17 protein-coding genes are annotated in these 24,079 nt (G+C 69.0%); 7 read left to right on the top strand and 10 right to left on the bottom strand.

The features are described from left to right. Positions 1-3: 3 nt before the first annotated feature. Genes D7V77_RS00165 through D7V77_RS00140 form a run of 6 tightly spaced genes read right to left on the bottom strand, consistent with a single transcriptional unit; the run spans position 4 to position 6,341 of the window. On the bottom strand, positions 4-1,359 hold the full coding sequence (locus D7V77_RS00165; protein WP_120574225.1) for a hypothetical protein: 1,356 nt from the start codon (positions 1,357-1,359) through the stop codon (positions 4-6). 9 nt (positions 1,360-1,368) lie between these two features. Continuing rightward, positions 1,369-2,337, bottom strand: a complete 969-nt coding sequence (locus D7V77_RS00160) for an isopenicillin N synthase family oxygenase (RefSeq protein WP_120574277.1) — start codon at positions 2,335-2,337, stop codon at positions 1,369-1,371. A gap of 14 nt (positions 2,338-2,351) precedes the next feature. Next, on the bottom strand, positions 2,352-3,278 hold the full coding sequence (locus tag D7V77_RS00155; RefSeq protein WP_120574224.1) for an ornithine cyclodeaminase family protein: 927 nt from the start codon (positions 3,276-3,278) through the stop codon (positions 2,352-2,354). Between the two features lie 14 nt (positions 3,279-3,292). Then, positions 3,293-4,522, bottom strand: a complete 1,230-nt coding sequence (locus tag D7V77_RS00150; RefSeq protein ID WP_199733711.1) for an aminotransferase class I/II-fold pyridoxal phosphate-dependent enzyme — start codon at positions 4,520-4,522, stop codon at positions 3,293-3,295. Then, on the bottom strand, positions 4,519-5,430 hold the full coding sequence (locus D7V77_RS00145) for an alpha/beta hydrolase (protein WP_120574223.1): 912 nt from the start codon (positions 5,428-5,430) through the stop codon (positions 4,519-4,521). Before D7V77_RS00145 ends, D7V77_RS00150 begins: the two co-directional genes overlap by 4 nt. Beyond that, positions 5,427-6,341, bottom strand: coding sequence for a hypothetical protein (locus D7V77_RS00140; protein ID WP_120574222.1), 915 nt, complete (start codon positions 6,339-6,341; stop codon positions 5,427-5,429). The genes D7V77_RS00145 and D7V77_RS00140 overlap by 4 nt, the downstream gene beginning before the upstream one ends. Positions 6,342-6,662: 321 nt before the next feature. Between D7V77_RS00140 and D7V77_RS00135 the strand changes: the two genes are divergently transcribed. From D7V77_RS00135 to D7V77_RS00120, 4 genes are all read left to right on the top strand, one after another. After that, positions 6,663-9,422 carry a polyketide synthase gene (locus tag D7V77_RS00135; protein WP_120574221.1) on the top strand — a complete coding sequence of 920 codons (2,760 nt, stop codon included), beginning with the start codon at positions 6,663-6,665 and terminating at the stop codon, positions 9,420-9,422. A gap of 118 nt (positions 9,423-9,540) precedes the next feature. Then, a complete protein-coding gene (locus tag D7V77_RS00130; protein ID WP_158624234.1) occupies positions 9,541-10,068 on the top strand; it encodes a YiiD C-terminal domain-containing protein in 528 nt (175 codons plus the stop codon). Further along, positions 10,056-11,024 carry an aldo/keto reductase gene (locus D7V77_RS00125; protein ID WP_120574219.1) on the top strand — a complete coding sequence of 323 codons (969 nt, stop codon included), beginning with the start codon at positions 10,056-10,058 and terminating at the stop codon, positions 11,022-11,024. The genes D7V77_RS00130 and D7V77_RS00125 overlap by 13 nt, the downstream gene beginning before the upstream one ends. Before the next feature lie 4 nt (positions 11,025-11,028). Next, positions 11,029-12,033: an NADPH:quinone oxidoreductase family protein gene (locus tag D7V77_RS00120; RefSeq protein ID WP_120574218.1), complete on the top strand. Its 1,005-nt coding sequence runs from the start codon at positions 11,029-11,031 to the stop codon at positions 12,031-12,033. Here the strand turns inward: D7V77_RS00120 and D7V77_RS00115 are convergent. Further along, entirely contained in the window at positions 12,026-13,180 is a 1,155-nt protein-coding gene (locus D7V77_RS00115; protein ID WP_120574217.1) for an acyl-CoA dehydrogenase family protein, read from the bottom strand. The two genes, D7V77_RS00120 and D7V77_RS00115, sit on opposite strands and share 8 nt — an antisense overlap. Before the next feature lie 109 nt (positions 13,181-13,289). Here D7V77_RS00115 and D7V77_RS00110 point away from each other — a divergent pair, with 109 nt between their 5' ends. Continuing rightward, positions 13,290-14,027, top strand: coding sequence for a molybdopterin-binding protein (locus D7V77_RS00110; protein ID WP_120574216.1), 738 nt, complete (start codon positions 13,290-13,292; stop codon positions 14,025-14,027). Between the two features lie 5 nt (positions 14,028-14,032). Here D7V77_RS00110 and D7V77_RS00105 read toward each other — a convergent pair whose 3' ends face one another. Then, positions 14,033-19,102, bottom strand: coding sequence for a tetratricopeptide repeat protein (locus D7V77_RS00105; RefSeq protein WP_120574215.1), 5,070 nt, complete (start codon positions 19,100-19,102; stop codon positions 14,033-14,035). Positions 19,103-19,361: 259 nt separating this feature from the next. Here D7V77_RS00105 and D7V77_RS00100 point away from each other — a divergent pair, with 259 nt between their 5' ends. Continuing rightward, on the top strand, positions 19,362-20,579 hold the full coding sequence (locus D7V77_RS00100) for a DUF1015 domain-containing protein (RefSeq protein ID WP_120574214.1): 1,218 nt from the start codon (positions 19,362-19,364) through the stop codon (positions 20,577-20,579). 4 nt (positions 20,580-20,583) lie between these two features. Continuing rightward, complete coding sequence (locus D7V77_RS00095; RefSeq protein WP_120574213.1) at positions 20,584-21,831, top strand: threonine synthase; 1,248 nt, start codon at positions 20,584-20,586, stop codon at positions 21,829-21,831. Positions 21,832-21,843: 12 nt separating this feature from the next. On the opposite strand, the gene D7V77_RS00090 is transcribed toward D7V77_RS00095, so the two are convergent. Both D7V77_RS00090 and D7V77_RS00085 read right to left on the bottom strand, forming a co-directional pair. Continuing rightward, a complete protein-coding gene (locus tag D7V77_RS00090; RefSeq protein ID WP_120574212.1) occupies positions 21,844-22,695 on the bottom strand; it encodes an aspartyl/asparaginyl beta-hydroxylase domain-containing protein in 852 nt (283 codons plus the stop codon). A 55-nt stretch (positions 22,696-22,750) separates the two neighbouring features. Next, positions 22,751-24,076: a glycosyltransferase gene (locus tag D7V77_RS00085; RefSeq protein ID WP_120574211.1), complete on the bottom strand. Its 1,326-nt coding sequence runs from the start codon at positions 24,074-24,076 to the stop codon at positions 22,751-22,753. Between the last annotated feature and the right edge of the window lie 3 nt (positions 24,077-24,079).

Raw genomic sequence — 24,079 nt, 5'->3', positions numbered from 1 at the left:
GGTTCATGCACTCCTTGCAGTGACGTCCTCCGCGCGACCTCGCGCGTGACGGATGAAGGCCTGGCGTCCTTTCTCGGAGACGACGAACGCCCACCCCAGCTTGCCTCCACTGGTGATGTTCACCACCTTCGAAGTGCGGCTGCCGCGCACCAGGAAGCCATTGGGCTTTCCGCCGTAGGAGTAGAAGCCCAGCACCAGCCGATACTCCGCCGGGGCTGAGTCACCGGCCGCGCGCAGCCGGACGGTCTCAGCTTCCACGACGTGCTGGCAGATCCACCGCTCGATGCCCGGTTCGCGCAGCTTCTGCTCCAGCACGTCCGCGGGCCAGTCCACCCCCATCAGCACGCCGCTGCCGCCGTAGGAGCTGCTGTCGTCGATCTTGAACACCAGCCCCGTCTTGTCGCGCAGCGCGTCCGCCAGGTTCTCCTCTGACAGGGAGAAGGCGTGGGGCAGGTACCTCCGGATGGCGGCCACCTCCTCGTCGCTGAAGAGCGGGTGGTGTCCCGGCTCGCACAGCAGTGCGAGGAACCGCTTGCTCATCCGCAGCTCCGGTTCGAAGCCGTTGGTGAGCACCGCGCCGCTCGCCCAGAGCTTCTCCAGGAACGCGAAGCCGTCGGTCACCTCTTCGTAGGTGAACATGCGGTGGATGAGCGTGCGCTCGCCCTCCTCACGCGTCAGCCAGGCCTCTGGGTAGCGGACCTCGTCGAGGATGTGGACCGGTATGCCCGGGTTCAGCTCCTCCAAGTACCGCTTCAGGTAATCCTGACGCGGATACCCCAGCTGCGCGTGGCCGGTGGAGTCGAGGATCACCACCCGGCGCAGGTCCCGCTTGCGGCACTCCTCCGCGTACAGCACGGCAAGGTCCCTCAATGGGCTGTTCATCAACCCGGCCTTGGGAAAGCCCAGCGCTTCCGTGGTCGCGCGGGAGCCTTCGTAGGCTTCGCCTCCTCCCACGCCGGGGAAGATGTTGAACTCGCAGAAGAAGTAGCCCTGCCGCGTCGGCACGACGTCCATCCGGCCAATCGTCGCGTCGCCGTGGCGCAGGTTGTCCCAGTGGATGAAGTCCACGAGCCGCCGGGGCATCCGCAGCAGGTCCAACAGGCCTTCCCGCGAGCGCGTGTCGATGAGGTGGCCGATGAGCTTCAGCTGCGCGGAAAGCAAGGCGCGGCACGCGCGGCTCAGTTCCTGGAACTCCGCTTCGCTGAAGAGGAGCGGGTGCGCGAACTGGCTCTTCTCGTACATGGGCGAGTCCAGGTCGTGGATGGCGGCGATCGTGCTCGCGTGGGCCCTGGCATCACGCTCGGGCGACCATCCTTCCTCCAGGGCGGCGAGGAACGCTTCGTTGAATGCACCGATCATGGGTGGGCCTCAGGTGCGTCCGGCGTCTTCGACACCGAACAGCGCGTTCATCTTCTGGAGGGAGAAGGCCTTGTAGACGACGGGCTCGTACTTCGCGGGCGTGTCCTTGCAGAACTTCGGGAAGCACTCGATGAGCGCGTCGTCGTTGGCGAGCTTGAAGAACGCCAGGGACTGACGCTCGCCTCCGGACAGGACGACCCGGTGTGGAGTGGACACGTATTCGTCGTTGGACCAGCGGGCCATCAGGTCCCCGATGTTGACGATGAGGTGATCCCGCCGCTCCAGCGTGGGGGTGATCCATGCGCCTCCGCGCTCCTTCACCTGGATGCCAGGGCCCGTCTGCGCCAGCACCGTCAACAGCGTCCCATCCGTGTGCTCGCCCATGCCCTGGTCGTTGAACAACTCCGGACTGAGCTGGGGGTAGAGCAGTGAGCGCAGCGAGTCGGTGGACGCGGAGGTCTTCTTGGCGAAGAAGTCCCGGGGCAGGTCCAGCGCGATGCTGAACAGCTCCGTGAGCCGGGCCGTCAGCGCCTCGCACTCCCGGAAATACGCCTTGAGCGCCGCGCGCAGTCTCTGGCCCTGCGCGTCCTCGCAGAACGGCAGGCTCGCGCTGTCGTCCTCGATGAGCCGGCCCACGCTGAACTTCTCCACGTAGTCGCTGGGGAGCCCCTTGCGGCCCATGTACGCGTAGGCGTTCTCCTCCAACATGCCGCTGTAGCCGTAGGGCGTGTAGTCGTCCGCGGCCATGGTGAAGCCGGACTTCAACCGGCACTGGTTCTTCGCCTCAAGCGGCTGACGGAAGAACGCCCGAGAGAGGCCATAGGCGTCCTCGAAGACCGATGGCGCGATGCCGTGACCGCTCAGGGTGAAGAAGCCCACCTGCTTGCAGGCGCGGTCGATCTCGAACGCCGCACGGCGCTCGGCTTCGGACCCTGGCGTCGCGGACGTCAAATCGATTCGCGGCAACTCCTTCATCATGTGCTCCTCCAGGTTCAATGGCTCTGCTCGTGTTCACGCAGCACGTGCGCGACCGTGAGGACGTCCAGGAAGGCGTGTCCCGTCGAGCTGAAGACGGTGCGGCTCGAGCGCAGGGGACCACTGTCCCTCCGCACGAGCTGCCTCAGGGTGATGGCGTTGGCGTGCACCGGCCCGGCTTCCGCGAGCGCGGTGGCCAGGTCCTCGACGATCACCGTCGACGTGCACAGCAGTTCGAGCGGCACCTCCCGGGCCTCCACGGTGTGTCCGCCCATGCAGTTGATGTGCACGCTGGGGGAGAGGGCCTCGAAGCTCCCCAGCGGCGTCTTCGACGACGTCGCGGTGCCAATCACGTCCGCGCCACGGATGGCCTCGTCAAGCGACGCACAGGCGGCGACGTGCACCACTTCACCCAGGGACGCGCGCAACTCCGCGGCGAACGCGTCACTCCGGGCCGGGTTCCTCGCCCAGAGCCGCACCTCCTGGATGGGACGGACCGCGCGGACCGCCAGCACCTGTTGCCGGGCCTGCGCCCCGGTGCCCGCCACCGCCAGCGTCCGGGCATCCGTACGCGCGCAGAAGTCCGTGACGAGCGCGGACACGGCGGCGCACTTGAGTTCCGTCACCGCCGCGCCATCGAGCAGCGCGAGCAGTTCTCCCGTGCGCGCGGAGAACGCCGCCACCACGCCGTTCATGGTGGGCAGCGGATCCGTGGCGGACCGCTCGAAGAGGGTCGCCACCTTGTTGATGTAGAGGCCCAGGTGCTCCGACACGGCCGGCATCGACACGAACGCGGCGTGCCGGGAAGAGGAGGGGACCGCGACGCGCAGCGGGACCTGCATGCGCTCATGCAGGCCCTCCGTGAGCGCCGCCTCCAGCTCGCGCACGAGCCGGGGCAGGTTCCCGTGCGCGGTGACGACATCGTGGGATAGGAAGGCAGCCATCGCGCGCTCCCCGCCTACAGCGTCGCGAGGACTTCCTTCAGGTGGCCGATGAACGCCTGGACCTTCTCCGTGGGCAGGTCGCCGCGCAGCATGAGCCGGATGCCCGCCTTCCCCACGGGCACGATGGGGAAGAAGACCGCGGAGCAGTAGAAGCCTCGCTTGTAGAGTTCGCGCGAGAGCTTCACGGCCTTGTCCTGCTCGCCCACCTCCACGACCTTGATGTGCAGGCCGTCGCCGCGCTGCTCGGTCTGGATGTGTTCGTCGAACAGGGCGATGTTCCGGCGGAGCTGCTCCTGCCGCTTCGCCAGCTCCGGACTCCGATGCACCTGGATGCTTCCCATGGAGGTGCCGATGGCCGCCGTCCGCAGGCTCTGGGACCAGCCCATGGGGCCCGTCCGGTAGAGGAAGTCGTAGTGCTTGCGGGAGCCGAGCATCGCGATGCCGCCCGTGCTGCCGAACGCCTTGGCGATGGAGGCGATGATCAGCGTGCGGTCGTTCATCTCGCGCAGCCGCGAGCGGATGTAGCCCTCGCCGTTCTTCCCCTGCGTGGAGAGCGAGTGCGAGTCGTCGAGGTAGAGGAAGAGGCCGTACTTCTCCTGGAGCGTGAGCAGCGCCTGGAGGTCCGTCGCGCCGCCGGTGGAGTAGACGCCGTCGCACACGTACGCCACGCGCGGATACTTCCGGCAGACGTCCTCCAGGTAGTTCATGTCGTTGTGCGGGCAGTTCAGCACCCGCGTCTCGTCCGCGACGATGGGCTTCACGAACGCCATGGAGAAGTGCGCGAACTTGTCGAACACCATCACCAGGGGCTCACTGTCCGTCAGGTGCCCCGACCCGAGCACCGGCAGGATGGCCGCCGTGAGCGCGCTGGAGGTGACGGCGGGCAGCACCGGCCCCCCGAAGAGGTCCGCGAGCTGCTCCTCCAGCTGTTCCATCAGGCCCAGCCGGATGCGGAACTCCGCCATCGACAGGCCGGTGATTCCCTCGCGCTTCAGCGCGTCGATGCCGCCCTGGATGACGTCCGGGTGGCTGTTGAGCCCCAGGTAGGAGCAGGAGCACAGGTTGGCGAACTCGTGCCCGGTGTCCACCTCGCGCAGGCGGTTCTGGCCGTCCACCGCCTCCACGCGGATGTTGAGCATGTTCGACTCCCGGGCCACGGCCCAGGCGCTCTCACTCGCGGGGATCATCTTCTGGTTGTTGCGGTGCAGGTGCGGGCCCATCACCGCGTCGTTGGGCGTCGTCACTTCCGCGCTCCCGTCTTGTCGGTCACGAACTGGCCGATGCGCTGGAGCGCCTCGCGGCCGCTGCTGAGGCGGTGGAAGTGCAGGTGCCAGACGTGGACCATGTCGGGCCACTCCTCGAACGTGACGTCCACGCCCTGGGCCTGGGCCTTCTTCGCCATCGCCTGTGAGTCGCTGAAGAGCAGCTCCCGCTCGCCCACCTGGATGAGCAGGGGCGGGAAGCCGGTGAGGTCCGCGTGGATGGGCGAAATCGTGGGCTGCCGCGCGTCCTGCCCGTTGAGGTAGTGCCGGGCGACCTCCTCCACCACCTTGCGCTGGACGAGCGCGTCCGCCTTCTCGCGCGACGTGTAGCTGTCGCCGTGGATGCCCAGGTCGAACCAGGAGGAGATGCACACCAGGGCGCCCGCGAGCGGAAGGCCCTGGGCCCGTGCGTTGACCTGCATGGAGACCACCAGGCCGCCACCCGCGGAGTCTCCGGCGATGGAGATGTGGCCCGGCTTGAACCCACGCTCCAGCAGCCAGCGGTACGCGCTGGTCGCGTCATCCAGCGCGGCCGGGTAGGGGTGCTCCGGTGCCCGGCGGTAGTCGAGCTGGAGCACCCGGCAGCGAGCCTGCCGCGCCATCTCCGCGGCCATGTGCCCATGGCTCACGAGCGAGCCGAAGACGAAGCCGCCGCCGTGCAGGAAGAGCAGGGCGCGGTCCTGATCGCACTCTGGTGGCGTGAGCCACTGGGCACGGATGCCGTTCACGCTGACGGGCTCCACTCCGATGTCCGTGGCGACGGGCAGCCCGAGCGAATCGTAGTGGACCCGTGCCGCTTCATAGCCGTCCGGCCAGGGCCGGGCGTCCAGGTACGCGAGCAGGTCCTTCATCTCCGCCGCGTTGCGCTCCGCGTGCTGTCTCGAGGTCATGCCCGCACCTCGATGACGTTCGGGTACGGGTTGAGTTCGCCGCTGACGAAGCGGGTGATGTTGGCGTCGTCCTTGTGGTTCGTCGCCTTCTCCAGCGACAGGCCGTAGTAGTCGTACCAGCGCCTGAGGTCGTCGGTGCCCGCGACCTGGTACTCGACGTGGCGGATGGGGCGCTTCGCGGCCTTGCTCGCGTCGGTGAGGGACGGCTGGGTGGCCGCGTGGGCGAGCCCGCCCACCACCTCGTTGTGGAGGACGATCATCACGATGTCGTTCTCCAGGTCGAGCTTCAGCGCGAACGAGTAGTCGCGCAGGATCTCGTCGGAGAACTCCGCCTTCACGGCGACGTTGTAGTTGTTGGGGATGTTCTCGATGAGCGAGCGCGGATCCAGGCCCTTGTCCTGGCAGAAGCGGCGCGTGTCGCAGATCATCGGCATGCCGCCGCTGATGTTCTGGTTGGGGCCGTAGAGGTTCGCGATGAACGGCGTCGCCGAGTCGAAGTGGACGCACTTCGTGGTGACGAACTCGCGGCTCTCCGTGTGGTCGCTGTTGGGCGTGAAGTTCCGGTTCTTGTTGAAGCCGTCCACGTCCATCTTCGCCACGCGGTCGTAGGAGATGGGCGTGGGGCTGTAGCGGGTCAGATCGAAGCGCGGCGCGATCGCCCGGAAGACGCCCTCCAGGTAGTCGCGGGCCAGTGCGGCGCCGGACTCGGTGTGGATGTCCAGCCCGCGATCCGCGAGCAGCTTGTTCACGCCGAACACCACCGCGAACCCGTTCTTCTTCTCCACGGCCTCCACCACGGCGTCGAGCAGCGCGCCGGCCGGAGCCGCCGAGCGGCCTTCACCCAGGTCCGCCGGGAAGGTGGAGACATTGATGAACGAATCCTTGAGACGGCTCGGATCGAGTCTTTTCATGGGCTGTCCAGGGGATGAGGGGAATGGGGCGGCAGCCAATGGCTGATCAATGGGCCGCGATGTCTGTCTTGATATACTGATGCGAAATCCTGGCGTCAACTCGTCCTGGAATTTGCCGTTGACGGTGTTTTGAATGGGGCGCGCAGCTTGAGAGTGTATCAGCCGTTGTCGAAGCCCGGAACGACGCTCATGGGAGGCCGATAGCTTCTCTCTGGCGCAACCTCTTGCATGCGTTGGGTAGGGTTTCGCTGGGTCGGAAGGGATGTGTGTGATTCAGCTGGTCGTGGACGCGTCCGGATCATGGTCTTACATTGATTGGCAATGCGGAAAGGAAAACTGGATGGGATCGCGCCGGTGGCGATCTCTGGTTTTGCGTTTGCGTTGCCTGGCGCTCGCACACTCGATGAGCTGGCGGAGGTGCTTCACGGCGGGAAGACGACGTATGGCCAGTGGCCGGAGGAGCGCATTCCCCGGTCCCTGTATCTGGACCCGTCAGCGTCCGTGGGCGCGGCAAGAACCTCCACGCTGCTGGGCGGAGTCGTAGAGGACGCCTCTCCGCGGCGGTGGGTCGTGGAGACGGCGCACCGGGCCCTGGCTTCGGCGGGGCTGGAGCCTGGCTCGTTGGGTGGGCAGCCCGTGCCGGTGTTCCTCGCGCATTCACGCGGTGGTGGCCACGGCCTCTACGACGCCGCGGTGCTGGCCGTGGCGGGCCAGCTCCAGCCGTATCTCGTGCACGGCGCGCATCCGAACGAGTTCTCCCATCAGGAGCTGATGGACCTCACCTGGAAGGTGCGCCAGTCGCTCCGGGACTCGTTCGGGCCAGCCTTCGTGGAGGACCCGAGGGAGCGCGCCACGCATCGGCTCGCGAGCGCCATCGCGGAGGCGCTGGGCACCACGGAGAAGGCGCTGCTCGTGGATGGAAACTGCACCGGCGGTCTGGCCGCGATCGAACTGGCGGCGCGGGAGCTCGCGATGGGAGCGCCGTGGGCCATCGCGGGTGCGCTGTCCTACGTCGACACGGTGAACCAGGTCCTCTATTCGAACTCACGCCTCCTGTCGTCCGAGGGCTGCTTCCCGTTCGCCCAGAAGGGGAACGGCACGGTCATCTCCGACGGCGTGGTGCTGCTGGTGCTCACGAGCCTGGAACGGGCGACGCAGGAACGGCTCCCCATCCACGGTGTGATCCGCGGCGTCGGTGGGGCGAACGACGGCGCTGCCGAGGCGTACATGCTGGTGCCGAATCCGCGCGGCCATGGGCTGGCGGTGGAGCGTGCGCTCGACCAGTCAGGCGTGGAGCCTCGGGAGTTGGGGGTGATCCTCGCGCACGGCACGGGGACGCGGGCCGGTGACGCCGTGGAGGCGAAGGTCTTTGATCGTGCACTGAAGGCGCACGGGGAGGCGGCTCAACCCGCGTCTCCGGTGCCCGTGATGTCGATCAAGGGGAACCTGGGACATGCGAAGGAGGCTTCGGGGCTGGCGAACCTGATCGCGCTGCTCGCCCTGTTCGAGTCCGGCGCCATTCCGGGCCCGGTGCATGGGGACAAGCCCCGGAGCCTGCTCGAAGCGGGAGGGCTCATCGAGGTCGAGAAGACCGCCCGGTCGTGGCCAGCGGGCGAGCAGCCGCGCATCGGAGGCGTCAGCGCCATCGCGAGCGGAGGCCAGAACTACCACGCGGTGGTGGAGGACCGGCCTTCCCCTGCGCGAGCCCAGGCGTTGCTGCGAGGTACGCGGAGGCGCCTCGCGAGGAGCGACGAGCCCATCGCCATCGTCGGGATGGCTGGTGCGTTCGCGGATGCTCCCGACCTCGCCACGCTGTGGACGAACCTGCTCCATGGACGCCGGGCCTTCCGGAGGCTGCCGTTCGGGCTCGGGGCTCCACTGGACCTGGACGCATCCCGCTTCACGGGCAACGCCAGCCAGTACGACGAACGGCCGGCCGACATCCTCCGGCATGATCCGCTCCACTACCTGCTGGTGGACCTGGCGCGAAGCGCGGCGGCGAAGGTCTCCATCGAACGGGGAAGCAACATCCCGGTGGTCGTCTCCGCGGAGCACTGCAGCGAGTACGGACTGCTTCAGGTCGCCGCTGCACGTCTGCCGGAGTTGGAGGAGCACCTCCAGCGCGTGTTGCGCGAGACGGGGAAGGACCCCAAGGGCGTGGCCCGGACCGTGCGCGCGGCGATGAAGCGCCTGTCGATCGACCTGCCGGAACTGTGGGCAGGCAGCCTGTTCAACCTGTCTCCCAGCTTCATGGCGGCGAGGATTGCCCGAGCGTTCGACCTGACCGGACCGACCTGCGCCATCGAAGCCGGAGGCGCGGCGGCGTCCATGGGTGGCCTGGAGGTCGCATGCGGCCGGTTGTCGTCGCGTGATGCGGACGCGGTGTTCTGGGCGACCGCGGACATGCGGCTCGGAGTCACGCGCATGGCCGACGAAGGCGCGATGGGGCTTCTGTCCCAACGGGACACACCGACCGTGTTCGATGCGGCCTCCGACGGGTATCTGCCTGGAGAAGGCGCCACGGTGTGCCTGCTGCGGCGCTTGTCGGACGCGCGGGAGCGGGGGGAGCCGGTGCTCGGGATCATCCGTGCGGTGGGGAGCGCGTTCGGAACGCCCGAGGACCACGGGCTCGTCTCCGAGCCCGCGATGAGTCTGGCCATCCGGCGCGCCTGGTCACGGTGTGATGTGTCGGCGGACGCACTCGCGTTCGTGGAGTGCTTCGGCAGTGGGCATCCCGCCAGCGACCGCGCGGAGCTTGCGGCCCTGGGACGGACGCTCGGTACCGCGCGAGCCAGGCCGCTGCCCCTGGGAGCAGTCACGCCGAACATCGGTCACACCGGTGCGGCCGCCGGAGCCGCGAGCTTGATGAAGGCGCTGTTCACGTTGGGCGCGAAGCGGATGCCGGCGACCCTGGGAGTGACGACCCCGATCGTTGGCGCGGCCGACAACCTCCGCGTCCTCACGGAGCCGCGAGAGCTGAAGGAGGCGCGCTTCGCGGGCGTCAACGCGGCGGGAAGCGGAGGCACCCACTACCACGTCGTGCTCGAAGCCGGGCCCGACCTTCAGGCGCCGGGAACATGAGCCTCCACGCGAACGAGGAGCAAAGCACCTCATGCATCAAGGCTTGGGAGGCGGCGTGGTTCCATCTGGAGACAGTGCTTCCCGCGCAGGGCACGACACTGTTCAGGAGGAACTGGCCGTGAACAGGCCGCCCCTTGAGGCTCGGGAGGATGTCCTGGTGCGGCTGGCCATGGAACTCCATGCACGGATCCCGATGACGAAGTTCCTCGGGATCCACTTCGAGGCGTTCGAGCCCGGACGCATCGTGCTCGCTGCGCCGCTGGGGCCTTCGCTCAACCACCGGGGGACGGCCTTCGGTCCAGGGGTGTTCACCGCCGCGGGGCTTGCGCCCTGGTTGTTGCTCGTTCGAGCCGCGTGGGCGGAGCGGCTCGCCGTGCAGATCCTCCTTCGCCGCTGTGAGGTCGCCATCCACCGGCCCATCACGTGCGACTACCGGGCCCGCTGTGACACGTTGCCCGGGCTGGAGGCCGACACGCTTCGTCAGGGCGGCAAGGTGCGGCTCACGGCGACGTCGCAGGTCTTCATCGACGAGGGCGAACCCGCCGCGACCTACACGGCGCACTTCACGTTGCTGGGCCAGCCTGCTTCCTCCGGCGCGGGGGAGGGGGACCTGGCGTTGCCCTTTCCGGAGGCGTGGCGGACGTGATCTACCGCAAGCTGGGCGGCATCGACGTGTCGGTCTTCGCGCTGGGGGCGGCCAACTTCGGGGGCATCGGAAGCTCCCGGAAGCTGCTGGGGCAGGGGGAGACCGAAGCCGAAGCGCATGCGCTCCTGGATCGCGCGGTGGCGCTGGGGATCAACCTCATCGACACGGCGAGCACCTACGCGGACGGAGCCAGTGAGGCCATCATCGGCGCGTGGCTGGCGTCGCGCGGCGCCTCGATGCGGGACCGGGTGCTCATCTCGTCCAAGGTGGGCCTTCGCGGCGGGCTCGGGCGGAAGCACGTGTTCGCGGAGGTGGACCGGTCGCTCGCGCGGCTCCGCGTCGACACGCTCGACTTCTATCTGGCGCATGTTCCGGATCCGGCCACGCCGTGGGACGACGTCCTGGACACCTTCCAGTCCCTCGTGAGGGCGGGCAAGGTCCGACGCTTCGGCTTGTCGAACGTGACCGCCAGCGACCTCTGGCGCTGTGCTGCTCCGCGCTCGGGCGGCCCGGTGGGATTCGGCTGGGTCCAGAACCGCTTCAACCTGCTTGAACAGGATGACGCACAGAACGGCGTACTGGAGTCCTGCGCGAAGCTGGGGCTCCAGTACACGCCCTTTTCGCCGCTGGCGGGCGGCCTTCTGAGCGGCAGGTACTCCATCGCGGGTGACATTCCGGAAGGCACTCGTATCGGTCAGCGCAGGGACCTCTACTCGAAGGCCTGGACTCCGGAGAACGCGGCTCGCGTCGAACAGCTCAAGGCGAAGGCCGCGGCCCACGCGCTGTCACCGTCGGGCCTGGCCACTTGGTGGCTGGTGCACTGTCCCTTCGTGACGTCGATCCTCGTCGGCGCGCGCAGCCCGAAGCAGCTCGAGCAGTTGGTGACCGAAGCGTCGGACCTGCCCGCGAACGACGACCTCTGGCGAAGCCTCTCGGCCCCTTCCATCCAGGAGTGATGACATGCGCGCAATCGTCTGCGGGACGTGGGGCGGGCCCGAGCAGCTCACCCTCGCGGAGGTCCCCGCGCCTGTTCCGAAGCCCGACGAAGTGATGATCGACGTGCACGCCTGCAGCGTGAACTTCGCCGACCTCCTCATGATTGGAGGGACCTATCAGACCCGGCCCGCGCTGCCCTTCGTCCCAGGCCTGGAGGCAGCGGGCACCATCGCCAGCGCCCCCGAAGGCTCGGGCTTTCAACCCGGAGACCGCGTCGTGGCCATCCTGTGGCACGGGGGCTATTCCGAGCAGGCAGTGGCCTCCGTGAAGGAGACCTTCCTGCTGCCGGCGGGCGTCTCCTTCGACGTCGCCGCCGCGCTGACCAGCGCCTACGTGAGCACCGCCCTGGCGCTGATCCGCGTCGCCCACCTGAAGCCGTCGGAGGTGCTCCTCGTGCTGGGCGCCAGTGGGGGCGTGGGGCTCGCGGCCGTGCAGTTGGGCAAGGCGCTGGGGGCCATCGTCATCGCGGTCGCGAGCACTCCGGACAAGCTCGCCATCGCTCGTGAAGCGGGCGCGGACCACGTCATCAGTCACGCTGACGGAGATTGGAAGGAGCAGGTCCTCTCCGCCGCGGGGGCCTCCGGTGTGAGCGTCTGCTTCGATCCGGTCGGTGGTCCGCTCTTCGACCCGGCGCTCTCGACGCTGGGGTGGGGAGGCCGCTACGTGCTCGTGGGCTTCGCCGCGGGACAGGCCCCGAGCATCCCCGCGCACAGGTTGCTCGTGAAACACCGCGCGGTGCTGGGGTCGTCGCTGCGCTACTTCCGCTACCACGACCCGGCGGCGCTCCGCGAAACCATGGAGCAGCTCTTCGCCTGGTACGCGCAGGGCCGCATCCTCCCGCGCATCACCCTCCGGCTGCCCCTGGATCGGACCGCCGACGGCTTGCTCACCCTCGCGGAGCGACGCGCCATCGGCAAGGTCGTGGTCCACGTCCGTGAAGGCCGGGACGCTCCGCCCGGCGCTATGTGAACGAGCGGGGCAGCCCGAGGACGTGCTGGCTGATGTATGACAGGGCCATGTTCCGGCTCACTGGGGCGTTGATGAACAGGCGCACCTCGCGGAACTTGCGCTCCACGTCGTACTCCTCGGCGAAGCCGTAGCCGCCGTAGGTGTCCATGCAGGCGTTGGCGGCCTCCCAGGCGGCTTCGGCGGCCAGGTACTTCGCCATGTTCGCTTCGGCCCCGCAGGGCTGGTGCCCGTCGAAGAGCGTCGCGGCCTGCTCCGTCAGCAGGTTCGCGGCCGTGAGCGCCGTGTGCGCCTTCGCGATGGGGAACTGCACGCCCTGATTGGCTCCGATGGGCTTGCCGAACACGGAGCGCTCCTGCGCATAGGTGACGGCCTTCTCGATGAACCAGCGGCCATCCCCGATGGCCTCCGAGGCTACGAGCACGCGCTCCGCGTTCATGCCATCCAGGATGTACGAGAAGCCCTTGCCCTCTTCGCCGATCAATCCCTCGACGGGCACTTCGACGTTCTCGAAGAACAGCGCGTTCGTCGCATGGTTGAGCATGGTCCGGATGGGCCGGACCTCCATCCCCTGCGTCTTCCGCAGGTCGAGCAGGAATACGCTCATCCCGTCCGTCTTCTTGCGTACCTCCGCGCGGGGCGTCGTCCGCGCGAGCAGCAACATCAGGTCGGACTGGAGCACGCGCGAGATGAAGATCTTCTGCCCGTTCACGACGTAGCGGTCGCCGCGCCGGACCGCCGTCGTCTCGATGGCGGTGGTGTCCGAGCCCGAGTTCGGCTCCGTCACCGCGAACGCCTGGAGCCGCAGACGGCCCGCGGCGAGCTCCGGGAGGTATCGCTGCTTCTGCTCCGCGGAGCCGTGCCGCAAGAGCACGTTCATCACGTACATCTGCGCATGACACGCGGACGCATTTCCACCGAAGTGGTTGATCTCCCCCAGCACGACCGCCGCTTCGCGCAGGCCCAGCCCCGCGCCGCCGTACTCCGCGGGGATGAGCGCGGCCAGCAGCCCGGCCTCCGTGAGGGCCTTGACGAAGTCGTGAGGGTATTCACGCTCCGCGTCGAGGGTGCGCCAGTACTTCGGAGGGAAGCGGTTGCACAGGGCGCGCACGGACGCGCGGATCGCGTCCCGGGTCTCGGTGGAGTCCATGCGCGCAGGATGTCCGTCCCCCCTTGCTGACTCCAGGACAGCACGGGTCCGGGACAGCGCACCGCGTGAGTCCACCCCCGGGGTCCGTTGGAGTAGACTCCCCGGCTCCATGGAGCGGACCGGCGCGGCGGCGATCATCATTGGCAACGAGGTCCTCACCGCGAAGGTGAAGGACGAAAATGGCCCCCACCTCATCCAGCGGCTGCGGGAGTTGGGCATCCCGCTCGTCTCGGTGGAGACCATCCTGGACGACGTGGACGCCATCGTGGACGCGGTGTCCCGCGCCCGGCGCAAGGCCCGCTACGTCTTCACCAGCGGCGGCATTGGCCCCACCCATGACGACGTCACCGTGCGCGCGGTGGCGCTCGCGCTGGGCCGGCCCGTGGTGCGCCTGCCGGAGATGGTGTCGGCCATCCAGGCCCGCGCGGGCACGTCGCCCGTGACGCCGGAGTCGCTGCGCCTGGCGGATGCTCCCGAGGGCGCGGTGCTCCTGGCCCAGCCGGGCATGTGGTTCCCGGTGCTGACAGTGGGGGACATGTTCCTGCTGCCCGGGGTGCCACAGCTCTTCCGGCTGCAGCTGGAGACGGTGCTCTCACGGCTCAGCGGCACGCCGGTGCACCTGGTCAACCTGTATTTCAACCTGGGCGAGAGCGCCCTGGCCGCCGTGCTGGACCGCGTGGCGCTGGACATGCCCCACGTGGCCATCGGCTCCTATCCCGTCTTCGACGCGGCCATGGACTACCGCGTGAAGGTGACGGTGGAGGCCCCGGAGCGGGCCCACGTGGACGACGCCGTGGGCCGGCTGCTCGCGGGGTTCCCGGCGGACTCGCTGGTCCGCCGGGAGTAGCGCGATTACAGCGACAGGCCGATGCGCTGACGCAGGCGGAAGAAGTCGTCCGTCAGCAGCCACGACAGCAGGGCCTTCAGGTCCGCGCGCTCGCGCACCGCCTTGAGGATGTCGTCGGTGGTGCTGTCCTGGCGGTTGGCCACCACGTTCGGATCCTCGCGCAGCACCATGGTGAGGCCCACGGACGGGTCGCCGCAGACGAGCAGGCCCGCGCGGTCCGCGGAGAAGCCGAGCGCGTCCACCACCGTCGCGACGTCGATCTTCGACTGCTCGGACAGCGTCTGCGCGGGGCCTTCCGAGGCCTTCATCGCCTTGCGGTTGAAGGCCTTCTTGAGCTGCTTCGTCATCTCGTCGTTGCGCCGGCCCAGGCCGTTGAACTGCTGCGCGTGGACGCGGATGGCGTTGCCGAACAGGTCCACCGTCTCGCCCTGGGACAGCTTGGAGAGGACGGCCGTCTTGTTGAGCAGGCCCAGCACCGCCTTGCCGATGAGGAACTTCTGCTCACGGGCGTTGAAGCGGCGCACCACGTCCTGGCCCACGCACAGGGACAGGGGCTCCGTCGTCTCCGGCTGCAGCATGCCGCGCCGGGCGAGGTAGACCTCGAACTCCTCCACGCCGAAGGTCTGCGCCACCGCCCGCACGGCCTTGAACACGGCCGAGTCCGGCTTGAGCTTGTCCTGCTTCGGGTTGACGCCGAGCATCTCGAACTGCGGCGGGTACACCTTGCCCAGGTGCTCACCCATGGCGCGCAGCAGGTCCGTCAGCGGGCCGCGCGCGGCCGGGTGCATGAGGACGGTGTCCACGTCCGCGGCGGGCAGCGCTTCACGCGGCTCCTGCGGCTGCCGGGCGCGGGCCTCCGAGTAGAAGGCCTGCTCCACCTCGTTGGTGGCGCGCATGAAGGTCAGCACCGCGGCGACGGCGAACGTCTTGTCCTGCTGCTTCTGGGCATCCCACAGCTTGAACAGCGCATGCAGGCTGTCCACGCGAGCGGGGTCCTGCCGCAGGATCTGACGGTGCTCTTCGATGGCGAGCGGGAAGCTGGCCATGTCGCGGCCATACAGATCCGCCAGCGCGGCGCGCGCCTGGAGGTTCTGCGGATCCTGCTCCACGAGCTGCCGGTAGATGACGGTGGCGCGAGCCGGCTCGGTCAGCGGGCCCGCGTAGAAGCTCGCCACGCGCATGCGCAGGGACGCCGCGCGCTTGACGTCCGTGGACACGGTGGCCGCGGCCTGGGCCTCCAGCATCTGCGCCAGCTCCGGCAGGTTGCGCTGGCGCTCGTAGAGGGCCACCAGCCGGTCCACCAGCGCGGGCTCGCCCGGCGTCAGCTCCAGCGCCTTCTTGTAGAGCGCCGTGGCGGAGGCGACGTCGCCCAGGCCCTCTTCGTGGATGCGCGCCAGCTCCACGGTGAAGCGCGCGCGGGCGTCGTTGGGCAGGTCCTGATCCAACAGCCGCCGCAGGCAGTCCACCGCGCCGCCGAAGTTGCGGCCCTGTGCGTACACCGTGGCCAGCCGCTCCAGCGCCTCCGGGTGGCGGGGCAGGGTGGCCAGCGCCGTCTGGAGGTGCGCCGCCGCGCGGCCCGGGTCGTTGAGGTGCTGCTGGTAGAGCGCGCCCAGCGTCAGGTGGTGCTGCGCGAGCACCCGAGGGTCGCCGCCTTGCTGCACGCGCTGGCCGAGCATCTGCGCGGCCTCCGCGTACTGCTGCGCCTCCAGCAGGAGCAAGCCGCGAGTCTCCAGTGCGTCGGGGAAGCCGGGCTTGGCCGCCAGGGCCTTCTCCAGCACCTCGAGCGCACGGGCCCGGTCACCCAGGGCCACGTTGTGCAGCCGGGCCGCGGTGACGTACGCCGCCGCGGCGGCCTCCACGTCGCGCTGCGCGAGCCGGGCCTCCGCGCGCCGCTCGTGCAGGGCCGCGAGGTCGGAGGAACCGCCGCGCTGCGCGAGCAGCTCCTCCAGGCCGGTGGCCGCGCCCGGGTGCAGCGGGTCGCGCTCCAGCGCCAGGCGGTAGAGGGCCGAGGCGCCGTCCGGATCATTGAGCTTCTGGGCCGCGAGCTTCGCGGCGGCGACGAAGCCCTCGATGGCGCTCTTGGTGTCGCGGCTCGCGCGGGCCTCGGTCTCCATCATGGTGCGCGCGGTGGCGAAGTCGCCCCGGCGCAGGGCCACGCGGCGGGCGCCCTGGAGCGCGGGGAGGCACTGCGCCTGGAGCTCCAGCGCCTGCAGGTACAGCGCGGCGGCCTGCTCCTGGTCGGGGTTCTTCTCCGCCAGCTCGGCGGCGCGCAGGAGCAGCTCCAGCGCCTCCGTGGCGTCGGTGGTGACGGCCAGCCGCATGCCGTACATGCGCGACAGGCCGGCGGTGTCACCGCTCTGGCGCAGCACGCGCTCCAGGCCGAAGGCGAGGCGCGCGTCGGTGGGGTCGGCGTCGAAGGCGCGCTGGTAGACCTCCAGGGTGCGCTCGGAGGGCGGGCCCTTCTCTTGATCCGCGGCGGCCAGGATGCGCAGGGCGCTGGACAGGCGCGTGTCGGTGACGCGCTCGGCGATGCGGGCGCGCAGCTCCGCGCGGCGGACGCGGTCCGACACGCGGATGCGCTCCAGCAGCATGAGGGCGGTGAGGTTGCCGGCCTCCAGGCCCAGCACGGACTCGCAGCACTGCGCGGCGCGGGACGGCTCCTGGAAGCGGTCCAGGTACAGCCGCGCGAGCTTGAGGTACGCCGTCACCTTGGCCGAGGGCGTCTGGCCTACCTGCGTCTCGCGGTCGAGGATGGACACCAGCTCCTTCACGTTGTCCTGCGCGACGTACAGGCGCTCCAGCGCGCGCAGCGTGGCGGCGTGGCCCGGCGTGAGGCGAAGGACTTCCTGGTAGCCCTCGATGGCCAGCTCCGGGCGGCCCAGCTGGTCCTCCCAGATGGCGGCGGCCTGATAGAGCGCGTTGGCGCGCTCCAGCGGATCCGTGCGGTTGGCGGCGTCCGCTCGCAGCACCTCCACCAGGCTCTCCCACGCCTCGTGGGCGCGGTGGATGCGGGCGAGCGCGCGCAGCGCCGGGAAGTAGCTGGGCGCCAGCATCAGCGCCTCCTGGTACGACGCCAGCGCCTCGTTCTCCTGCTTGAGGCGATGCTCGTACAGCTCGCCGATCTTGTAGATGAGCGCGGCGGCCGCGTCGGTGGACGGAGAGATCTCCGACTCCGCGCGGTACATGTCGATGAGCTTCTCCCACCGGGTGTCCTGCGCGTACAGCCGGCCCAGGGCCTTGAGCGCGGGCAGGTACGAGGGCGACAGCGCGAGCACGCGCTCATACGCGGTGATGGCGCCCACGCGGTCCTTCAGGTGCTCGTCGAGGATCTCCGCGTTGCGGTGGAGCAGCGACAGGACCTGCTTGGTGTCCCCGGCGAACGACGCCTCCAGGTCGTTGGTCTCCAGCAGCTCACGGAAGCGTCCGGCGCGCTCGTAGAGGCGGGCCAGGTTGCGCAGCGTGGGCAGGTGATCCGACGCCAGGTCGAGGATGCGCTTCATGCACTCGATGGCGTGGTCCAGGTCCCCGAGGCGGTCCTCGTAGATGACCGCCATCTTGTTGAGCGTGGTGATGACCTGATCACGGTCGGACGTCTGGAGCAGGTCCTGCTCGAACATCGACACCAGCTCCGCGAAGCGGCCCTGGCGCTCGTAGAGACGGGTGAGGGCCTTCTGCGCGGGGAGGTAGCCCGGCTGGAGCTGGAGGCACGCGTTGTAGCGCGCGATGGCGTCCTCCTGGCGGCTCAGGCGCTCCTCCAAAATCTCGGCCGCCTTGTACATGCGCGCGGCCTTGCCCTTGGCGTCCTCGGCGGCGGTGACCTCCGCGTCGAAGACGGCGACGAGGCCTTCCCAGTTCTTCATCCGGTACGACAGCTTGCCCAGGCCCGCGAGCGCGGCGGCGTGGCTGGGGATGCGGGCGAGGATGGCCTGGTAGCGGGCGGCGGCCTCCTGGTCGCGCTTGAGGTCGTCCTCGTACAGCGCGGCGAGGCGCAGGTTGATGGCGACGAGCTCGCTCTCGTCGTTGATGGAGCCCACCCACGCGAGCAGCACGTCGGCCAGCTCCTCGAAGCGGCCTTGGGTCTCGTAGATGCCAGCGAGCGCGTTCAATACGAGCGGCTCATGAGGGCTCACGCGGCGCGCGGCGAGCAGCGCGGACAGCGCGTCGTCCTTGCGGCCCAGGCGGTCATGCACCTTGGCGATGTGGAGGTACGCGGGAGCGCCCTGGGAGCCCTGGCCCTCGGCCTCGGAGAGGAGGGCGGAGAGGAGCTCGTCGGTGCGGCCCTCGCGCTCGGCGACGCGCTTCACGGCGGCCTGGAGCAGCGGGTCGGAGCGGTCGAGCGCGAAGGCCTCGCGGAACGCAGCGGCTGCGGCGTCCTTCTGCTTGAGGCGCTCCTCCAGGAGCATGCCCGCGGAGGTGAGGTAGTGGGCGCGCAGGGACGGCGGGACGACGGCGGTGGCGAGCAGCCGGTAGATCTCCACCAGCGCGCCCGCGTCGTTGCGCGAGGCGTAGACGGACTCCAGCTGGGTGAGGAGGGTGACGTCGGTGGGCTTGCGGTCCAGGGCCTGGCGCAGGGCATCCGCGGCGTCGTTGTCGCGGGACAGGCGCTCCTCGAGGATCTGCCCCTTCTCGAAGAGGAGGGCCGCCTGCTGACGAGGGTCCTCGGCGGCGATGAGCTCCGCGTCGATGAGCTGCACGACCATCTGCCAGTTGCCGACGTCGGCGAAGAGGCGGCGAGCGGCGCGGATGTTGGCGAGGAACCGGGGCGCCAGCTTGTACGCGTTCTGGAACGCGACGGCGGCGTTGCGAGGGTTCTTGAGCGGCTCTTCCCAGAGCAGGCCGACCTCATGGAAGAGGAGCGCGGCGGTCTGCGGCTCGGTGGTGGCGAGCGCCTTGGCCTCGCGTTCCATGGACGCGATGCGCTCGCGAGCATCGTCCTCGGCGCTGGCCTGGGGAACGGGAGCGGGGAGGGTGCTCACGTTCTGGGCGAGTGTCTGGGCCGCGCCAGCCTCGGGGGCCCCGGGGGGAGGCACCGATGCGGAGGACGAAGGCCGCGTGACGTCATTGCTCTCGCTCATGGAAGCCGGCTCCAGGCACTTTGGAAATGAGAGGGGGAGACTGAACGGGAGTTCGTACCACGCGCTCGGCTGGCCCCTCAACTTCCCGTCTTTCCTGGCGATTTGAGTGCTGGGGAGGCAAGCGGACGGGCGGTGGGAGGGTGCTGGGGACACGTCACGCACCGCGCGCGGAACGATACGCCCATGTCACCGTTATCCATGGGTTGCCTGGTATTCTTTGCCAGCTTACAAAGCAGGCCTACAACCAGGAGCGACATCCGTGGCCGACCTTCAGCCGTTCCGTGGGGTCCGTCCCGCCGAGGCGCTGGGACAGACGCTGTGCACGCCCCCCTACGACGTGGTGAGCACCGCGGAAGCGCGCGCCTACGCCGACGGCAACCCGCGCAGCTTCTTCCATGTCTCGCGGCCGGAGATTGGTTTGCCGCCGGGCACGGACGAGCACTCCGAGCCCGTGTATGCGCAGGGCCGCCGCAACCTGGAGCGCTTCTTCGCCGAGGGCTGGCTGCGACAGGACGACGAGGCGTGCTTCTACCTGTACCGGCAGCGCATGGGCGCGCACGTGCAGACGGGCGTCGTCGCCCTGGCCAGGGTCGACGAGTACGACCAGGGCCTCATCCGGAAGCATGAGCTCACGCGCCCGGACAAGGAGGACGATCGCACCCGGCACATCGACACGCTCGGGGGCAATGACGAACCCGTCTTCCTCACGTATCGGGCGGTGCCGTCCATTGGCGCGCTGATGGAGGAGGGGATGCGCTCCAGTCCCCAGTATGACTTCACCACCGAGGATGGCATTGGCCACACCTTCTGGAGGGTGAACGGGAGCCTCAACACGCGGCTCACGGCGGCGTTCCACGAAGTGCCCATGCTCTACATCGCGGATGGACATCACCGTTCGGCGGCGGCCTCGCGGGTCCATTCGTTGCGCAGCCAGCGCGGTGAGAGCGGCGGACACAGCCGCTTCCTGGCGGTGGTCTTCCCTCACGACCAGATGCGCATCCTCGCCTACAACCGCGTGGTGAAGGATTTGAACGGGCTGTCGCCGGAGGCCTTCCTGGCGCGGCTGGGCGAGCGGTTCGAGGTGACGCGCGGGCAATCGAAGACTCAGGACCGGGCGCACCAGTTCGGCATGTATCTGGAGGGAGCCTGGTATCAGCTCACCGCCAGGCCGGGCTCGTTTGGCGCCACGCCGACGGAGGAGCTGGACGTGAGCATCCTCCAGAACAACGTGCTGGGGGCGCTCCTGGGCATCCGTGATCCGCGCAAGGACGAGCGCATCCAGTTCGTGGGCGGCATCCGGGGTACGGAGGAGCTGGAGCGCCTGGTGGACTCGGGCGCGTGGCGCGTGGCCTTTTCGCTTCCTCCGACGAGCCTGGAGCAGCTCATGACCATCGCGGACGCGGGCGAGATCATGCCGCCCAAGTCCACCTGGTTCGAGCCGAAGCTGCGCAGCGGCCTTGTGCTGCACCTGTTCTGAACCCATGGGGCTCGAACATCTGGTCCGCGCGACCTGCGTGCGCTGCGGCAGCCACTACGGCACGCAAGGGGTCTACACGTGCCCTGGCTGCGGCATCGAGGGCATCCTCGACCTCGAGTATGACTATGACGCCGTGGCGCGGACGCTGACCCGCGAGGCGCTGCGATCCCGCGTAGGGAGCCTGTGGCGCTACCTGGAGTTGCTCCCGGTGGACAGCACCCGGGAGCTGCCGCATCCCCACGTCGGCATGACGCCCATCTACGACGTGCCACGGCTGGCGTCCGCGGTGGGCGTGAGGGCGCTGAAGGTGAAGGACGACGGCCGCAATCCCACGGCTTCCTTCAAGGACCGCGCGAGCGCTGTCGGTGTCCTCAAGGCCCGGGAGCAGGGGAGCGACGTCATCGCCTGTGCCTCGGCCGGCAACGCGGCCGCTTCGCTCGCGGGGTTCTCCGCGGCCGTGGGCTTGAAGAGCGTCATCTTCGTCCCGGAGCGCACGCCCGAGCCCAAGGTGGCGCAGGTCCTCATCTTCGGGGGCACCGTCCTGCGCGTGAAGGGCTCGTATGACGACGCCTACGCGGTCTGCCAGGACGCCTGTGCGCGCTTCGGTTGGTACAACCGCAACTGCGCGGTCAATCCCTATCTCATCGAGGGCAAGAAGACGGTGGGCCTGGAGATGGCGGAGCAGCTTGGAGAGGAATTGCCAGACTGGGTGGTCTTCTCCGTGGGCGATGGCTGCACCCTGGCCGGGGCCTGGAAGGGGCTGTGGGAGATGCACCGGCTGGGCTTCCTCTCCCGGCTGCCGCGCATGCTCGGCGTTCAGGCGCAGGGGAGCGCGCCCCTGGTGGACGAATACGTCCGGCGAGAGGGCTCCATCCGTCCGGTGGAAGCCCGGACGCTCGCGGACTCCATCGCGGTGGGACAGCCGCGCAACTGGCGCAAGGCCTTGCGTGCCATCCACGAATCGCGGGGCGCCATGCTCGCGGTGGACGACGCGAGCATCCTGGAGGCGATGCGGAGGACGGCCCGGCTCGCGGCGGTCTTCGCCGAGCCCGCGGGGGCTTGCGCCGTCGCGGGGCTGACCCGCGCGGTGGAGCAGGGAATCGTGGGGCGCGACGAGTCCGCGCTGGTGGTCATCACGGGCAACGGGCTCAAGGACGTCCGGAGCGCGACCGAGGCCTCCGCGCAGCCCATCGACCTGCCCGCGGACATGGCGGGCCTGGAGCAGGTGCTCCGGGCGCGCCAGTTGATTTGATTTGCCGCGGGCTCAGGCCCGCTTGCCGGACGGGGGATTGCGCACGAGGTCGAACTCCTCGCCGAAGTACTCCTCCCACTTCCGTGAGTTCTGCTCGCTCCGGGTGATGTAGGGCGACAGGCTGATGAGCTTCACCACCGTGCGGTTGAGCCCGGACAGCACTGGCGGCAGCGGCCTCAGGAAGTCCACGAAGAGCACCACTCGGTCCCCGTCGTTCTCCTTGCGCACCTCGTGTTCGTGGGTGTCGTCGAAGATGAGGCTTTGCCCCTCGCGCCAGGAGGCCGTCTTGTCGCCCACGCGGATGTGACATGCGTCCGCGGGCTCGGGGACCAGCAGGCCCAGGTGGTAGCGCAGCACGCCCTTGTAGTGTCCGGAGTGCGGGGGGATGTGCTTGCGGCCCCGGAGGATGGAGAACATGGCGCTCGTCATGCCCGGGATGCTCTCCAAGAGACGCGTCGTTTCCGGACACCGGCGGCAGTTGTCCTCGAACTTCACCCCGTAGCCGTAGAAGACGAACGTCTTCCACCTGTCATCCGTGGTCAGCTCGCGCTGCTCGGGCATCAGGTCCTGGAAGTTGGGGATGATCTCCACCCCCCGCATCACCGCGTCCAATTCCTGTCGGATGACCTTCCAGTTGCGCTCCATGCGGCTGGTGAAGGGGAACGCCGCGGGGTCGAAGAAGGTGTTGTTTGCGTCCGGCCGCTGGTGGATGGCCTGGGTGACCTGTTTGGCAGTGAAGAGGGCCCCTTGCGTGAGGGCCGTGCCGGCCAGCTCCATCGCCTGTTGTTTCAGCGCCTGACGCAGACCCGGGGGGCGCGGGGGGGGATTGTTCCCGGAGCTGGAGGGGCTTTGGGTGTCTTCCATGTCTGGCTTTCTGGAGAGGGATTGAAGGGTTGGAAGGGAACGGGTGGAGAAGGGCTCACGCCCGGACCATGTGCTGCTCGAGGGACTCGGCCAGCGCCTGGTCCTGTTCGGCGGCCTGGAAGCAGTCCTGCATCCGCTCCAGGGCGCCGCGGTACGAGGGCCCGCTGATGATCTCCTCCAACTGCTGGACGAGGAGGTCCGGCGTCAGCGTGTCGATGCGGGTGCGCACGCCCAGCCCGTGGTGCGCGACCCGCGCCGCCATGCCGGGTTGATCCCACTGGACCGGCAACACGACCATGGGCACGCCGAAGTAGATGCACTCCTTGATGCTGTTGAAGCCGCCGTGGGTCACCATCGCGGTCGCGCGCCGCAGCATCCGCAGCTGGGGCACGTGCTTCACGGACACGAGGTTGTCCGGCGTTCCTCCTGGGACCTCCTCCGTCCACTGGTTGGTGGCGACCACGAACTGCCAGCCCGGGCGCTGGCGGGCCGCCTGGGCGACGGACTGGTGGAAGCGGCGGGCCTGATCCGCCTGGTTGACCATCGTCCCCAGCGAACACACCACCAGCGGACGCTCCTCATCGAGCCGCTCCCAGGGGAAGTCCGGCTCCTGCCGCTCCAGGTCGATGCAGGGCCCCGTGAAGTGGAGGCCGGCGGAGGGCTTCGCGCCGCGGAACTCCACGAACTCCCGCGGGCAGGGCACGAGCAGGGGCTCGTGCGCGCCGGTGACGCGGCCGCCGAAGTCCAGGCTCGACACCGGGTAGCCATGCTTGCGCGCCAGCGCGCGCCGGAACTTCATCGAGTCCGGCTCAATGCCCACCCAACTGCCCAGCGAGCCCAGCTTCGTGTCGATCAGGATGCGTCCCCAGTCCACGGTGTTCCGGACGAGCGTGGGGAGCCGCTCGTCGGGGATGAGCCCCGAGCTGGTCGGTGGCGTCCGGGGCTCCCAGCGCAGGGGGATGCTCGTGCTCAGCGCCACGGTCGGCACCCGGTGGCCGTGGAGGACGAGGGCCTGCTCCGGCTGCAGGATGTCGATGACGCCCAGGTCCGGGCGCGTCCGCTCGACGATCGCGTCGAACTCGCCCTGGAGCATCGCCTCCAGCGTCTGCGTCTGCCTGCGGGCCAGCTCGCGCAGGAACACCAGCCTGGACAGGCCGCTCAGCGTGCCCAGCCGGGCATTGCTCCTGGCCTGGAAGCCCTTCGGGTAGAGGGACTCGAAGAGGCACTCGAAGCCGAAGCCCTCCGCGCGGATGAAGTCCTCCGTGTCAGGGAGGCTGCAGTAGATGATCCGGTGGCCGCGCTTCTGGAGCGCGCGGGCCATCTTGAACGTGGGGTTGATGTGCCCGCGCGCGGGCATGGGAACGAAGAGGATGGTGGACATGCC

Origin of the sequence: Corallococcus sp. CA041A, assembly GCF_003612075.1 — a bacterium.
GTDB lineage: Bacteria > Myxococcota > Myxococcia > Myxococcales > Myxococcaceae > Corallococcus > Corallococcus exiguus.
The sequence above is the reverse complement of the archived record's forward strand: the minus strand, read 5'-3'. Positions and strand labels throughout refer to the sequence as shown.